Source organism: Hymenobacter lapidiphilus (assembly GCF_003417065.2).
Classification (GTDB): domain Bacteria; phylum Bacteroidota; class Bacteroidia; order Cytophagales; family Hymenobacteraceae; genus Hymenobacter.
The window spans coordinates 1-14652 of sequence record NZ_QVLT01000024.1; the positions used below are offsets into that span (position 1 = coordinate 1).

Sequence of the window (14652 nt, forward strand, 5' to 3'; positions counted from 1 at the left end):
GGCGTAGGGCGCGAGGTCGGTGGGGTCGAACGTGTCGGCGGCGCAGCAGCGGGCGGCGTGTTCGGCGGCCAGCAGCCCGCTGATAACGGCCGTGTCGATGCCGTGGCCCTGCAACGGGTCGATGAGGGCGGCCGCGTCGCCGCAGAGCAGGGCGCGGGGGCCGGTGAGGGGCCGGGCCGAGCCGCCCAGCGGCAGCCCGAAGCCCTGAATCGGGCCCAGCTGCCGGGCCCGGGTGAAGCGCGGCACCAGGTGCGGGTGGGTTTCGAGCAGCTCCTGCAACACCAGTTTCAGGTCGAGTTTCTGGCGGGCCACATCCGAGGAAAGCATGCCGAAACCCACGTTGAAGCGACCCGCGCCCACCGGAAACACCCAGCAGTAACCGGCCCGGTAGCGGCCCAGAAACAGAAAGTCGCTGGTAGTGGCGGGCACATCATCAACCTCCTCAAAATAGGCCCGCACGGCGGCGCAATGCCGGGCGCGGTCGAGCGGGGCGGGTGCCAGGGCGCGGGCTACGGCCGAGTGAGCCCCGTCGCAGCCGATGAGCAGACGGGCCGTGAGGCGGGTACCGTCGGCGAGCTGCACCGCCGCGCCGTCGGCATCGGCCGTTACGGTTTTTACGGAGCTGTTTTCGCGGATATCGGTATCAGTATGGCGGCGCACGAGCGTCAGCAGAGCATCGTCGAAATGCAGGCGCGGCGAGTTGAACGCGGGGGCCTGCCAGTGCACGCTCACGCCGGTGCCGGCCGGCGACACGAGGCGGCTGGTACGCATATCGGTGCGGTGGCCGGCCGTGAGCTCGCGCAGCTCGGCAGCCCAAGCGGGGTTAAGGCGCGTGAGGGCCTTGAGGGCGGGGCTGGGAATGGCGTCGCCGCACACTTTATCGCGCGGAAATTGGGCCTTATCGAGCAGGACCACCCGCAGGCCACTGCCGGCCAGCCCCAGCGCGCAGGCCGTACCCGCCGGCCCCGCTCCCACTATCAGCACATCGTAATCGTAGGGCATTTGGGGGAAGTATTGAGGCCTTGATGATTGAACGTAGACAAAGAACGGTCATGCTGAGCGAAGCGGAGCGCAGTCGAAGCATCTCTACCGCAATGGTAATCCTGTCGTCGGGTTTACTACTGCGGTAGAGATGCTTCGACTACGGCTCCGCCTTCGCGGACGCCAGATGAGGCATGACCGTTCTTTTATCCTGTGCCCCCTTTCCCTCTCCCCTCCTACCCCTCCACCGCGTCGCGCAGAAAATCGGTAAAGGGGCGCATGGCCTGGAAGGCAGCGGGCACGTATTCGGCCAGGTTGAGCTGGCGGGCGGTGGCATCGGGCACTGGGTGCGACACGACGAAGCTTTTGTGGCGGAGCAGGGCCAGGTCGGGGTGGTCGGCGGGGTAGCCGGCGGGCGGACGCTTGAGTTGGTCGCCTTCGAGGCCCGGAAAGAACTTCCGGAACGCGGGCGCTTTCAGGATAGCGTGCAGGGCGGGGCCGTTGTAGTCGATTTCCTGGCGGATGTGGGCCAGCTGCTCCTTTTCGGGTTGGTAGATGCCGCCGGCCATCATCGTCTGGCCGCCGGGGCCAAGCTGGAAGTAGTAGCCGGGGCCGATGCTGTGCTTGCCGCCCACCGAGAAGTAGGCGCTGAAGTGGGTTTTGTACGGCTCCTTGCGCTTGGAAAACCGCACGTCGCGGTAGATGCGGAAGATGCACTTCTTGGCCTCCAGCGTCGCCAGCGCGGGTTCTTCAGCCGCCAGCACCCCCAGAATTTGGCCCACCAGCACCTCAAATTCGCGGCGCAGTTGGTCGTAGATGGATTTGCGGGCCTGGAACCACTCCCGGTCGTTGTGTTGAGCGAGGTCGGTCAGGAAACTAAAAAGCGCGGACTGGTTCATAAGCAGCAAAGGTAGCGGCAACGGTTGGATGTCGCTTGTCAGAAAACACGTCGTTCTGATGGCCAGCCTACTTTACCCGCTTCATTTCCTGCCGCCGCATGGGCATGCCGTCGATGGTAGCGAACAGGGCGGCGGGGGCCACTGGCACGGTATCGCGCCGCTTCACGCCCCCGTCTTTGCCAAGCAGCAGCACCTGAAAAGCATCCGTTTTCACCCCCAGGCGGCGCAGATAAGCCCGGTCGGTGGCCGCCAAACCGGGCACCACCAGCGTCCGAACCAGTACGTCGCGCTCAGCGAGGCCAGCCTGCGCGGCTTGCAGCAACGCGCGTTGGGCCAGTAGCTGGGCATCGGTGGCAGCCGGCGCGCAGATGAGCAGCACCCGCTGCCGCCAGCGGGCCGCTTTCACGGTGTTTTCCAGGGAATTTTCCAAAGCGTTTTGGTTGGAAGTCTGCGCCCGGACACTGGTAGTCACGAGGGCCAGGCTGGTCATTAGCAGCAGGCAGAAGAACCGAATCAGCATGAAGTGGCAACGCAACCCGTCCCGGCATGGTGCCCCGGCGGCTACTCCGGCGCGTGCGAACTGGCCTTCGGATTGGGGCATTTTATCGGGTTGAAAAGGGGCATTATCCGAGTTGGGCGAGCCAGTCAAACAGTTTTTCATAAGCGGCGGCGCGCACGGTAGGAACCGACAGAAACACGTCGTGTACGGCGTCGGGCAGGGCGTGCAGCGTTACGTGCGGCCCCAGGCGCGGCGCGAGGCGGCGGATGTCGGCCACGTTGAGCACGATGTCGGCGCGGCGGAACTCCTCCCGCCACTGCCGGCCGCGGCGCTGCGCCCGGCGTGCAGCACCAGCACGGGGCAGCGGCAGCTTGAGTCCGTGCCGCACCTGCCGTTGCCCCCGCAGAATGGCGCCCAGCCAGCCCGTGTTCACCGGAAAAACGTGGTTGGGCTTCCAGGCCAGATTGTAATCCCACTCGCCCCGATACGCCTGGTGCAGACTCTGGCCATACGTATCGGGCAGGCCGGCGGGCAGGGGCAGGTTGGGCAGCATCCGGCCCACGGCCCCGGCCAGCGGCGCGGCTACCCTGCGCCGTAGCCACGGCTGATTGAGGGCCAGAAACGGGCTATTGAGCACCAGCGCCGCAAAGCTGGCCGGGTGCCGGGCCGCGTACAGGGCCGCAATGAGGCCGCCGGTAGAGTGGCCGCTGAGCACGATACGCGGGTGGCCGGCGGCCCGGATTTCGGTCAGCGCCGCATCGAGGTCGGCATCATAATCGCGCAGGTCGCGCTCGTTGTTGGGCCGCTGCTGGGGCAACAGGGCCCGGCCATACTTGCGCAGGTCGAGGGCGAAAAAATGGTAGCCGTGGGCGACATACTGCGCGGCCATTTCACGCTGAAAAAAGTAGTCGTTGAACCCGTGCACGCAGCCCACGGCCCCGCTGGCGGGCGCGGTGGGCTGCGGCAGGTAGCGTACCAGCACGGCCTGCACGGGGCCTTCGTAGTCGGGCGGCTGGGGCAGCGCCAACTGGCCGAAGTCGGAACCGAGCGGGTCGGGCTGGTAGGGAGGCTTCATGTGGGGCAGTGTACGCAGAAATAGCGACTTCAACAATTCAACTGGCCCTATATACCAGTCTGGCCGGGCCCCGCGTTGGGTAGTTGCTTCCTGTTTTTGAGGATAATATTACCTGCTTCCCGATGCGGAATTACCTCTTTCTGTCGGCGGCGCTGGTGCTGGTGGCAGCCCTGGCTGCCCGCCCGGCCACCCAGCAGCCCGAATCCGACCCAGGTTTCCGCACCGAGCAGCTGCGCTACCCCCGAGTGCGCGAGGCCTACGCCCAGTACCAGAACCCAGTGCGGGCCCTGCTGCGCCGCTACGAGCTGGTTCCGGAACGGCTGGAGCTATTCGTGCGGGCCTTCAAAATAGGGCGGCGGGTAGAAGTGTGGGCCCGCAACCGGGGCGCGGGGCCGTTCGTGCTGCTGCGCACCTTCGGACTGGCCGGCACTTCGGGCACGCTGGGCCCCAAGCGTCGGGCCGGCGACGGGCAGATTCCGGAAGGCTTCTACACCATCAACCGATTCAACCCAAATAGCCGGTACCTGCTTTCCCTGGGCCTCGACTACCCCAACGCGGCCGACCAGTTGCGCACCACCACCGGCCTCGACCCCGGCGACAATATTTTCCTGCACGGCTCGAACGAAACCATCGGCTGCCTGCCCATCACCGATGCGGGCATTCGGGAGCTTTATGTGTTGGCCGTAGAAGCGCGCGCCGCCGGGCAGCTCACCATTCCGGTGCACATCTTCCCGTTCGAGCTGACGGCCGACCAGCTGGCCCGCCGACAGGCCAGCCCTCATCTGGCGTTCTGGCAGGAGCTGGCCCCGGGCTACCAGCATTTCGAAACTCACCACGAGCTGCCCACCGTGACGGTGGCCGCCGCCGGGACCTACGTAGTGCGCTGAACCCCACCGGGCCCGCACCGTACCTTGCAGCCATGAAAACGCTTTCCATTCACGATTTTCCGATTCCAGCGAACCTGCGCGCCGCGGCCGTACTCGTGCCCGTTTTCCGCGACGCAGCCGGCGAGCTGCAGGTGGTGATGGTGCGGCGAACAGCCTTCGGGGTGCATGGCGGGCAGCTGGCTTTCCCCGGCGGCAAGCCCGAACCCCACGACGCCGCCGACCTCTGGGCCACGGCCCGGCGCGAGGCGTTCGAGGAAATCGGCCTGCCGACTACCAGCGTGGCGCTGCTGGCGGCTCTGCCTGCCGTGCCCATGCCCTCGGGCTTCCGCATCAGCCCGTTTCTGGGCCGCATCGAGCGGCCGGCGGCCTGGCAGCGGCAGGCTTCGGAGGTGGATGAGGTGCTGGAAATTCCGCTGCGCCACCTGGTGGCCCCCGCCACGCACACCGAGGAAATCTGGGAGCTGCCCGGCTGGCCCGGCCCCCGGCAGGTGCCCTTCTACCGCGTGGGGCCCGAGGGAAATTACCCGCTTTGGGGCGCGAGCTACCGCATCATCCAGCCGCTGCTGCCGCGGCTGCTGGCCGGCGAGTGGGCATTTTGAGCGGGTTTGTGGAAACGGTTGCGTGGCGCCCGAGTTTGCCTTCCGCAGTCTGCTGCCAGCACACCACTTTGGCATGATATTACGTTTGTAGCTGGTATGAAAATCTTTGCCTCTTTCCGTTTCGCCCTTCTGTTGCCGCTTCTGTCCGGGCTACTGCCAAGCGCGGCCCTGGCCCAACGCGAGCAGTCCACCTGGCTGTTTGGGCAGCAGGCAGGCCTGCAGTTTCCGGCCGATGGCGGCGTGCCTACGCCGCTGCTCACCAGCAAAATGGCCACCTACGAGGGCTCGGCCGTAGCGGCCAATAAGCAGGGCCAGCTGCTGTTTTATACCAACGGCGAGCTGGTGTTTAACCGCCAGCACCAGGTAATGCCCAACGGCCGCAAGCTGATGGGCTCGAATTCCAGCACCCAAAGTGCCCTGATTGTGCCCGACCCGGGCAGCGGCAATATCTTCTACATCTTCACCACCGGCGCCCAGGGCGGCCCCAACGGCCTGCGCTACTCCACCCTCGACATGACCCGCGACAATGGCCTGGGCGACCTGGTGCGCCTTAACGCCCTGCTCGTGTCCCCGGTGGCCGAGAAGCTGGCCGCCGTGCGCCACCAGAACGGCCGCGACGTGTGGGTGGTAGCGCACCGCTGGAATTCCAACGCCTTCGTGAGCTTTCTGGTGACGCCCGACGGCGTGCAGAGTAAGCCCGTGATGAGCAACGTGGGCAGCATGCACGCCGGCCCCGGCCGCAACGCCATCGGTGCCCTCAAGTTCTCACCCGACGGCCGCCAGCTGGCCCTGGCCCTGTGGCGCGAAGCCAACAAATACGAGGTCTTCGACTTTGACCGCACAACCGGCCAGGTGCGCAACCCGCGTTCCTACGGCCCCTACCCCGAGGCCTACGGCGTCGAGTTTTCGCCCGATGGCAGCAAGCTTTACGGCTCCAGCAACGGCGAAGGCGGCGGCCAGGCCCAGATTTACCAAATCGATCTGAAAAGCGGCCAGGCCACGGTTATCGGCAAGTCGGCCAACCGCAAAGTAGGCTCCCTGCAACGCGCGCCCGACGGCAACATCTACGTCTCGCGTGAAGACAACCCGTTTCTGGGCATCATCAAGAACCCCAACTCCGCCGAGGCCAGCTACGTGGATGACGGCCTCAAGCTTGGCGGCCGCCGCGGCAAGCTCGGCCTCCCCAACTTCATCACCGAACCGAAGTAAATTGGTGAATGAGTGAACTATCATTCCGACGCACGCGCAGCTAAGCCCCGCCCCTACAGCGTTCTGTAACCAACTCAGTCACTTTTCCCGCCCAGCCGAAACCGCAGGAAACCAGCGGCGACCGACAGATAAGGGTTTTTGGAAGCCACCAGCCCCACTACGTCGCGGGTGCTGACGCCGGCTTCGTAGAAGGACGTGGAGAGCGTAAGGCCCAGCGGCACGGTCAGGCCGTAGCCCGCGCCGCCGCCCAGGCCGCTGCTCAGGCGCAGCCAGCGGACGGGCTTGAAATCGAGGCCCGCACCCACGAAAGGCGCGGTCAGGTTGCCGGCCACGTTGTTGAGGGGCAGCGTGACGTCGAGACCGGCTTCGAAATACTCGCTCAGCCGCACGCCGGCCCCAACCCGCAGCTTGGTGGGCAGGTTGGCGCGGCGCTCCTGGCCGGCCTTGTACTCAAACAGGCTGTCGGTACCGGTACCGAAGATTTCAGCGGCTTCTTTGATGAAGTTGTAGGAGCCGATGCCCTCCGATTTGAGCTTCTTAAGCTTCTGGTCGTTGGCCGTGAGCAGGTTGCCGGTCCAGGTCATGTTGCCTAGGTCGGTAACGGCCACGCCCAGCCGCACGGCCTTGCCCACTTCAGCGGCCAGGCCCACGTCGAAGCCGTGGCCCTGGCCCACGGGCTTGAGGCCCGCGCCGGTTTTCAGGTTGAAACTGGGGTTGGCCGTGACGCTGCCGTAGTCTACATCAAACAGCGGCGAGAGGGAGCTGTAGGCCCGCAAGTCACCCGGCTCCACCCGAATATCAATAATGCCCACGCCCTGAATATAGCGGTAGCCGGCCCCGGCCGAGAGCTGGAACAACGGCAAATCAAGTATGCGCGTGCCCCAGGCCACGTTGAACTCGCTCAGGGCCGCCAGCTGCAGGTTGGTGCCGGCCAGCGCCTCCGTCACCAGCGGCACATTGCCGGCCGCCGTCAACTTATAAATGGGCGCATCACGACCCAGAAAGGCAATTTCAGCCGCGTTCTGGTTCAGGCCAATGTGTCCGGAAGTACGCAGCCGGTGGCTGACGGCCACGCCCCCAACCACTGGCAGCTGCACCGACAGCCCCAGCGTGGTAGCGTCGGCGCTGAAATTGGCTACGTTATCAGAAGTGAAAGCGCGGGCAAATTCCTGCTTCTGGGCCGGCGTGAGGGCCTCGTTGGTATCAAAAACGAACTTGCGCAACTGCTGCCGCGTGAGGGCCTGCGAGCTGACGCCGGCGCCCGCCTCGCCGATGGTAAACGCCACCAGCGCCCCGCCCCGCCGGCCCAGATTGGCCGGGTTGATGCCGATGGCCTGGAAATCGGTGGCAAACGTGGTGGCCACTCCGCCCCGGCCGGTGGCCGTAAAGTTGCTCAGCTCGTTCTGGGCCCATCCAGCCCCGGGCAGGGCCAGCAGGCCGGCAGTAGTCAGGAGTAAAAAACGGTTCATGGGCGTAAATTGATGCGGGGGAAGTAGCTTGCAGGAGTGGTTCACATAGAACGTCATGCTGAGCATTCTGCGTATCAAGCAGAGACGGAGCGTAGTCGAAGCATCTCTACCGCTTCGTGGCAGTCGTCCGGATTACCATTGCGGTAGAGATGCTTCGACTACGCGGACGCCAGATGAAGCATGACGTTCTATGCGAACCACAATTTAGCCTCAAAGATAACGCTCCACCCTGCTTTCCTCGTGCCCAAACGCTTTTCTGCTTCCGAATACAGTGAGGGGATTCTGGCCGGCAACCGCGTGCGGCTTAGCCAGGCTATTACTTTGGTGGAAAGCACGCTGCCCTCCGACCAGGAATTAGCCCAGCAGGTGCTCGATGCGGTGCTGCCCTACGCTGGCCGCTCGGTGCGGGTGGGCATTACGGGCGTGCCGGGCGTGGGCAAAAGCACGTTTATCGAGGCGCTGGGCCTGCATCTGGTGCGCGAGAAAGGCCACCGGCTGGCCGTATTGGCCGTCGACCCCAGCTCGCAGCGCGGCGGCGGCAGCATTCTGGGCGACAAAACCCGCATGAACGAGCTGGCCGCCCACCCGCAGGCTTTCATCCGCCCCTCGCCGGCCGGCCGTAGCCTGGGCGGCGTTACGCGCAGCACCCGCGAGGCGCTGCTGCTGTGCGAGGCGGCCGGCCACGACGTCATTTTCGTGGAAACCGTGGGCGTGGGCCAGAGCGAAACCGCTGTGCATGGCATGGTCGATTTCTTCCTGCTGCTGATGCTGGCCGGGGCCGGCGACGAGCTGCAGGGCATCAAGAAGGGCATCATGGAAATGGCCGACGCCATCAGCATCACCAAGGCCGACCAGGGCAACGAAACCGCTGCCCGCCGGGCCCGCCACGAGTACCAGAACGCGCTGCATCTCTACCCGCTCTCCCCCAGCGGCTGGAGCCCCGAGGTTACCGTCAGCTCGGCCCTCACTGGCCAGGGCGTGCCTACGGTCTGGGAAATAGTAACGCGCTACGTGGCCCAGACCCAGGAAAACGGCTATTTCACCCAACGCCGCCAGGAGCAAAACCTGCACTGGCTCCACGAAACCATCCGCCAAAACCTGGAAACCCAGTTCTACCAGCGACCCGCAGTACGCGAGCAGCTGGCCGCCGTCGAGCAGGCCGTGCGCGACGGCCGCAAATCGGCCTTCGGCGCGGCCGGCGAGCTACTGGGCTTGTAGAACGGCCCGCACTGCTCAACTCCGTTTCGCGGTACGGGCCGGGCTTACTTCCGCTTCGGGCGTAGCGCCAGGTAGTCGAGGAAGTACAGCACCTTGACTGACACCGAGTTGTTGTGGGGCGTGTTGAGCGTATTGTTGAAGTTGGTGAAGTACTGCGGCAGCGTCTCGTCGCCGGCCAGGTAGCTGGCATTGGCGTTTTTCCAGACCACGGTTATCTGCGAGCCGGGCGCGAACCACCACGAGAACACGGCATCCACGTTGAAGGCGCTGAAACTGTTGTCGCGGTTGCGCTGGTAGCTCACGCCCTCCTCCTCACCCCCGGGGTTCAGGCGCGAAAAGTCGCGGTAGCGGGCCACGCTCACGTAGTGGCGGGTGCGCACCGTGAACGACATGCGGTTGGTGAACGTGTAGCTGGCCGACACCGTGTTGGTGGTGGTGATACGGCGGCGGCGGCCCAGAATTACGTCGGCCACGCCGTTCTGAATAAACGGCTGGTCCTGGGGCTCGCCGCTCCTCAGGCCGCCGGCGTAGCCGATTTCGTTGCGGCGCAGCGACCAGTTGAAATTGTAGCGGAACGAGAGCTGGTTGGTGACCCGGTAGCGCGGACTGAGGCCCACATCGTAGCCGTCGCGGCCGGTGCGCGCGCCATCGGCCGCGAACCAGCGACCGGCCAGGCTGAGGTCGTAGGCGAGCTTTTTGCGGTAGTCGGAGCTGCCGTAGCCGTTCACCCCAATATTGGCCGGGATGCGCACGTAGTACTGGCCCAGCGGCTGGCGGCGGGGCTCAAAGAAGTCGTGCTCGGCCAGGCTGCCGCTCAGGTTGCCCCCCAGCGAGAAGAAGTTTTTGGTGACGGTGGTGTTGAAGCCCGAGTAGAAACCCACGCTCTGGTAGCGGGTGGGCTTATAAAGCAGGTTCTGGTAGACGCCCAGAAACGTGTTGAGGCGGTTGAGCTTCCAGAACGGCTGGTACTTGTTGTAGCTCACGAAGGCCTCTTGATTGATGGAGTTATTGGAAAACAGGATGCCCAAGTCGTTCGGGTCGTAGGTGTCCGACTCGATGCCGTGGTTGAGGCTCCAGTTCCAGTTGCCGCTGATTTTGCCCACTTCAAGCGTGTATTTGTACCCGTCGCGGTTGTTGATCTGCTCCTCGGAGCCAAACACCGTGCCCCGGCGGCGCGAGTAGTTGGCCTGGCCCTTGAGGGCGTAACTATTGGCTTTGTTGGCGAAGCGGAACAGGCCGCCGGTTACGTTGGCGTCGTAGGTGCTGCCCTTGCGCGTTACGTTGGTGTTGATGAGCGAGACGTAGGAGTTGTTTTTGAGGCTCTGGTCGAGCACGAAGATGTTGTAGTTGGAAAACGGCTGTGTGAGCACCTCGCGCTGCTCGCCGCTGGTGCTGTCCTGCACGGTGGCGTACACGTCGTTGCTCAGGGCATTAAACAGGCCCACGCCCAGCCCGCTCTTGGTGCGGCCCGATATTTTGGTGGCGTTCAGCAGCCGCGTTACGCCGGGGTTGCTCACCACGTATTCGCCCTGCCGGATTTGCCCATCGGCCTCGGTAGTGCGGCCGCGCAGCTGCCCGTCCACGTTGTAAAAGCCCAGCGGCTGGCCACCCACCCGCCGCGAATAAAACAGCCCGCCCTTGTTAAACAGCTCGGTGCCCTCGGTGAAAAACTGCCGGTTCTCGTTGTACTGCACCTCGAAGGGCGACAGGTTGAGCACCTGATTATCGCTCTGCACCTGCCCGAAATCGGGCACCAGCGTGGCATCGAGCGTGAAGCTCTCATTGATGCCCCATTTCACGTCGGCCCCACCGTTGAAGCTGGTGCTGGAATTGCGCTTGCCCTGCTCGTTGTAGGGGAAATGGTTGTAGTAAGTGGAAACGTAAGGCGTGAGCGAGAGGCGCAGCGGCGGCTTGATGTCGCGCAGGCCGCGCAGCTCGCCCCATTGGTTCACCAGGCCATCTACCTGGGGCTTCACCTGGTTCCAAAAAAACTGCTGGCGGGTGCTCTGGCGCTGCCGCGCAAAGTTGATGCCCCACACCTGCTCGGCCGCGTCGCTGAAACGAATAGCCGAGTACGGAATCCGGATTTCGGCTATCCAATCGTTACCCCGCAGCTTGGTCTGGCTCATCCACACGGCATTCCAGTTGAAATCTTCGCCCCCGGCGGGCGAGTAGCGGGCGTCAAGCTCCACGCCGCCGGGCGTCAGGAAAAAGCCGTAACCGTTGAGCTTGTCGTTATAGGTGTCGAGAAACACGGCGAAGTAGTCGGTGTTGCCCAAATCGTCGCGCTGGGTTAGCTCGCGGAAGATGGAATCGGGGCTCACATCGTGCATCACGGCCCCAATGTACAGGGCGGCATCGTCGTAGAGCAGACGCACCTCGGTGGCATGCTTTTCGGGCCGGCCGGGGGTGGGCCGGGTTTCGATGAAGTTGGTGGCTACCGGCGCTTCCCGCCAGACCGCCTCATCCAGCTCCCCATCAATTTTAATGACTTCGGTGATGCGCGTAGCCCGAAACTGGCGCTTCGGGGCCGGTAGGGCGGCGCTGTCGGCCACGGCGGTTTTGGGGCCGGCCGCCAGCTTCTGGGCGTGCGCCGGGCCAGCCAGCAGGAATAAAAATAGCAGACCCAACAGGGCACAATAAGGCTTCACAACGAATCGACGAGAGAGTAAAAAGATCAAATTAATCAGCAGAAAAAGCGGAAAAGCCAGCCACCTTACCGCGCCAAGCAGGCCTGAGCCTCCAGAGCCGGCGGCCTGCCGCCATAGATGCGGCAGGCATCACAACCGTTGCCTGTTTTCGCGCAAAATTGCGGATAAAAAAACCGGCCGCCGTTGCAGCAGCGGCCGGTTCGAGCGTATGGCCCTACTCGCTCACGGAAATCTGAATGTTGCGGCTGCTTTTACCGTCAGTCGCGGGCTCTACACCAAGCAGGCGGCGGTACCTGTTGGCCACGGCAGCCGGCTGCTGCTGGCCGTTTACGGTCATGGTTTTTGTGTTGAGCTGAAACTGAAAGCCCTTATCAGTAGCTCCAATCAGCCCGTCGCGGCGCAGCTCAGCCCGGATTTCATCAGTAGTGAGCAGGGGTGGCGGAGGCGGCGCAGGCAGGGCCTGAGGAGCGGGCGGCATGGGCGGCATGGGCGGCATCCGGGAACCGACCACGTTGGTCGTCGCGCCCGAAGTCTGGTAGTTGAGATTGTACGCACCCCGCAGCGGCTGGCCCTGCTGCTGCTCTATCAGCCGCAGATACTTCTGCTGCACAGCGGCAGGCTGCTTCTTCCCGTTCACCGTCATGCCGCTGGCCGAAAGGCTGAGCTGCAGGTTGTTGGTGTTCTGGATGAGGTTGTCGCGGCGTAGCTCCTGCAGCAGGGCGGCGGTGCCTTTATCCCGGCGGGCCTGCTCCACGTCGCGGCGGGCCTGGTCGGCATCCCGGCGGGCCTGGTCGGCGTCGCGCCGGTTCTGTTCAGCGTCCCGGCGGGTTTGGTCGGCGTCGCGCCGGGCTTGCTCCGCGTCGCGGCGGGCCTGCTCCTGGGCTTCGCGGATATCCTGCCTGACATCGCGCCGCTGCTGGATCAGGTCTTCCTCCCGCGCCTGCTGCCGTTCGCGCATGGCCTCCACCTGCTCCTGCAGCAGCGCCCGCTCCTCGTCGGTACGGGCCGATTTGACAGCGGCCTCCAGCTCCTTCTCCGCCTGAGCAAAAGCGTTGTGGGTGATGTCGTCAATATCCATCTCCCCTACCGCCCGCTGGGCCTCCGCCAGCGCCAGCGCCGACAGCTCCTGCGCATCGGCGGCGCTGGGGGCATTACCGCTCACGGACGCCCGATTCATGCGCAACGACAACTCTTCCAGGCGCTGCTGCGCGCTGGTTTGAGGCGGCCCGCTGGTCCGGTTCGCACGGCTATCGAGCTGCACTACATCCACTTGGTCGCCCTTTTTGCGGGCCGGGGCGATGTCAATCGGCTGCCCGTCCACGAACAGTTCCGTCAGGCGGCCCTTCTTATCACGCTTGATGATGACCGTGCCGGCATCGTCGCCGCGGCGGCCGGCCCGCGACCAACGCATAAGCCGCGGGTTGCGAATAGTGTCGAAGCTTATTTCGGTGCTGCCCAGGCGGGCCCGGGCCTGCCCATCGGCCGACACACTCAGAATGCGCAGCGGCTCCTGGCGGCTGGTTGCGGCAGCCGGGGCCGGTGCCGCAGTCGGCGGCATTGGCCCCGGCAGAGTAGCGCGGCGCAGGGCGGCGGCCGGCTTGGCCAGCGTGGCGGCCAGCGAAGTAGCGGCCGGACGGGCCAACGCCACCGCGGTGCTCAGCACAACTACGCCTACCAGCACCACGCAGGCAGCCATAAAGCCCTCGGCAAACGTGGGCCGCTGCCGGCCCTGCACCAGCCGCCGAATGCGACCCAACACCGAGCCATCGGGCCCCAGCGCCGACAGTGCCAGACCCACCCCGACGGGCGCGGGGGCAGCCGTCAGCTCGGCCAGGGCAGCCAGGGCGCGGGCCACCGTGAGCGGGTTGCCGCCCACCAGGGCCGTGGCAACGTCGTCGCAGCAGTTTTCGCGCTCGGTGCGCAGGCAGGCAGCCATAAACCACACGCCCGGATGGTAAAACAGCACGGTTTCGGCTACGGCCTGCAGCAAATTCAGCAGATAGTCGCGGCGCTGTACGTGGGCCAGCTCGTGGGCCAATACTGCCTCCAGGTACGCCGTGCCCAGGCCCGTAACGGTACCCAGCGGCAGCAGCACCACCGGCCGCAGATGCCCCACCACCACCGGCACCTTCACAAGCGCCGATTCGAGCAGCTCTACGCGCTGCTTCAGGCCAGCGCGGTCGGCCAGCTCGGCTAGCCGCTCCTGCCACTCGGCGGCCAGCGGCTGCACCCGGTAGCGCCGCAAGCGCTGCACGTAGGCCAGGCTACCCAACAAGCGCAGCATCATCACCAGCAGCCCCATCAGCCACACGGTAACCAGTAGCGGCAGGTTGGCATCGAAATACGCGTGCCACGAGTCCAGCCAGCCGGGTGCGGGCGCGCGGCCAGCGAATTGGGACGCCGGGGCCGCAGCTACGGCAGCACCTGGCGCGGCTCCCATTTCGGCCGCCTGCATTACCGCAGTGGTAGCCGGGCCGGCGGGGGGGCGTCTGGTAGTAGTGGCGCCCGAAGGTGAGGCCGCACAGCAGCAGCAGCGTAATTAGGGCGGCGGCGGCGGTGCGGTAGCGCACCTGGGCCGAGTGGCGGCGCAGCAGCAGTAGCAGGCCGGCCAGCGCCAGCGCCACTACCGCTCCCTGCCAGAGCGAATGAAGCAGAGTCCAGCCCAGGGCCCGCACCAGGGCCGGAGGCAACATTTGTTCGAGCCAGTTCATTGCGCAGAGTCGTTAGCGGGTGAGTTGGTATCGTTCTGAATCTCGATGTCGTTGAGCAGGCGGCGAATCTGGGCCAGCTCCTCGCGCGAGGTGCGGCGGTTGCCCAGCGCCTGCATCACCAGCTTCATGGCCGAGCCTCCGAAGGCGGCGTCCACGAACTTGTCGAGCAGCAGCCCCTGGGTTTCCTCCTCACGCACCGCCGCCCGGTATATATGGGTGCGGGTATCGTCGTCGCGCAGCACCAGCACCTTTTCGAGCATCAGCTGCAGCAGCTTGAGCGTGGTGGTGTAGCCGATTTCGCGGCGCTGGCTCAGCTCGTCGTTCACGAAGCGCACCGTGCTGGGGCCGTGCTGCCAAAGCACCTGCAAAATCTCCAGCTCCGATTCGGTGGGCTTGGGTATCATCTTTCTAGTCATTGTAAATCAGGCTATAGAAGGTACGACATTATTCGTAC

Annotated in this window: 13 protein-coding genes; 4 read left to right on the forward strand and 9 right to left on the reverse strand. The window is 64.9% G+C overall.

The window, feature by feature from the left end; all coding sequences use genetic code 11:
• The 4 genes from D0N36_RS13530 to D0N36_RS13545 form a co-directional block, all read right to left on the reverse strand.
• Positions 1 to 1002: NAD(P)/FAD-dependent oxidoreductase (locus D0N36_RS13530; protein WP_116942330.1), on the reverse strand; the 1002-nt coding region annotated here is incomplete at its 3' end.
• A 215-nt stretch (positions 1003 to 1217) separates the two neighbouring features.
• Positions 1218 to 1880 carry a DUF2461 domain-containing protein gene (locus tag D0N36_RS13535; RefSeq protein ID WP_116942331.1) on the reverse strand — a complete coding sequence of 221 codons (663 nt, stop codon included), beginning with the start codon at positions 1878 to 1880 and terminating at the stop codon, positions 1218 to 1220.
• Between the two features lie 67 nt (positions 1881 to 1947).
• Positions 1948 to 2481: a DUF4174 domain-containing protein gene (locus D0N36_RS13540; RefSeq protein WP_199798340.1), complete on the reverse strand. Its 534-nt coding sequence runs from the start codon at positions 2479 to 2481 to the stop codon at positions 1948 to 1950.
• Positions 2482 to 2503: 22 nt separating this feature from the next.
• Entirely contained in the window at positions 2504 to 3454 is a 951-nt protein-coding gene (locus D0N36_RS13545) for an alpha/beta hydrolase (RefSeq protein WP_116942332.1), read from the reverse strand.
• A gap of 122 nt (positions 3455 to 3576) precedes the next feature.
• On the opposite strand from D0N36_RS13545, the gene D0N36_RS13550 reads away from it, so the two are divergent.
• From D0N36_RS13550 to D0N36_RS13560, 3 genes are all read left to right on the forward strand, one after another.
• Positions 3577 to 4341, forward strand: coding sequence for a L,D-transpeptidase family protein (locus tag D0N36_RS13550; RefSeq protein WP_116942333.1), 765 nt, complete (start codon positions 3577 to 3579; stop codon positions 4339 to 4341).
• Positions 4342 to 4373: 32 nt separating this feature from the next.
• On the forward strand, positions 4374 to 4940 hold the full coding sequence (locus D0N36_RS13555) for an NUDIX hydrolase (protein ID WP_116942334.1): 567 nt from the start codon (positions 4374 to 4376) through the stop codon (positions 4938 to 4940).
• A 132-nt stretch (positions 4941 to 5072) separates the two neighbouring features.
• Positions 5073 to 6149, forward strand: coding sequence for a TolB family protein (locus D0N36_RS13560; RefSeq protein ID WP_242478917.1), 1077 nt, complete (start codon positions 5073 to 5075; stop codon positions 6147 to 6149).
• A gap of 74 nt (positions 6150 to 6223) precedes the next feature.
• On the opposite strand, the gene D0N36_RS13565 is transcribed toward D0N36_RS13560, so the two are convergent.
• The gene (locus tag D0N36_RS13565) at positions 6224 to 7618 is read right to left on the reverse strand and encodes a DUF5723 family protein (protein WP_147320892.1); all 1395 of its coding nucleotides are present in this window, start codon (positions 7616 to 7618) and stop codon (positions 6224 to 6226) included.
• 240 nt (positions 7619 to 7858) lie between these two features.
• On the opposite strand from D0N36_RS13565, the gene meaB reads away from it, so the two are divergent.
• Positions 7859 to 8836: a methylmalonyl Co-A mutase-associated GTPase MeaB gene (gene meaB / locus D0N36_RS13570; protein WP_116942337.1), complete on the forward strand. Its 978-nt coding sequence runs from the start codon at positions 7859 to 7861 to the stop codon at positions 8834 to 8836.
• 44 nt (positions 8837 to 8880) lie between these two features.
• Here the strand turns inward: meaB and D0N36_RS13575 are convergent, their stop codons facing one another.
• From D0N36_RS13575 to D0N36_RS13590, 4 genes are all read right to left on the reverse strand, one after another.
• Positions 8881 to 11466, reverse strand: coding sequence for a DUF5916 domain-containing protein (locus D0N36_RS13575; RefSeq protein WP_190242674.1), 2586 nt, complete (start codon positions 11464 to 11466; stop codon positions 8881 to 8883).
• Between the two features lie 235 nt (positions 11467 to 11701).
• Complete coding sequence (locus tag D0N36_RS13580) at positions 11702 to 13789, reverse strand: M56 family metallopeptidase (RefSeq protein WP_242478921.1); 2088 nt, start codon at positions 13787 to 13789, stop codon at positions 11702 to 11704.
• Positions 13752 to 14198: a hypothetical protein gene (locus D0N36_RS13585; RefSeq protein WP_190242676.1), complete on the reverse strand. Its 447-nt coding sequence runs from the start codon at positions 14196 to 14198 to the stop codon at positions 13752 to 13754. The genes D0N36_RS13580 and D0N36_RS13585 overlap by 38 nt, the downstream gene beginning before the upstream one ends.
• Positions 14195 to 14614: a BlaI/MecI/CopY family transcriptional regulator gene (locus D0N36_RS13590; RefSeq protein WP_116942340.1), complete on the reverse strand. Its 420-nt coding sequence runs from the start codon at positions 14612 to 14614 to the stop codon at positions 14195 to 14197. The genes D0N36_RS13585 and D0N36_RS13590 overlap by 4 nt, the downstream gene beginning before the upstream one ends.
• Between the last annotated feature and the right edge of the window lie 38 nt (positions 14615 to 14652).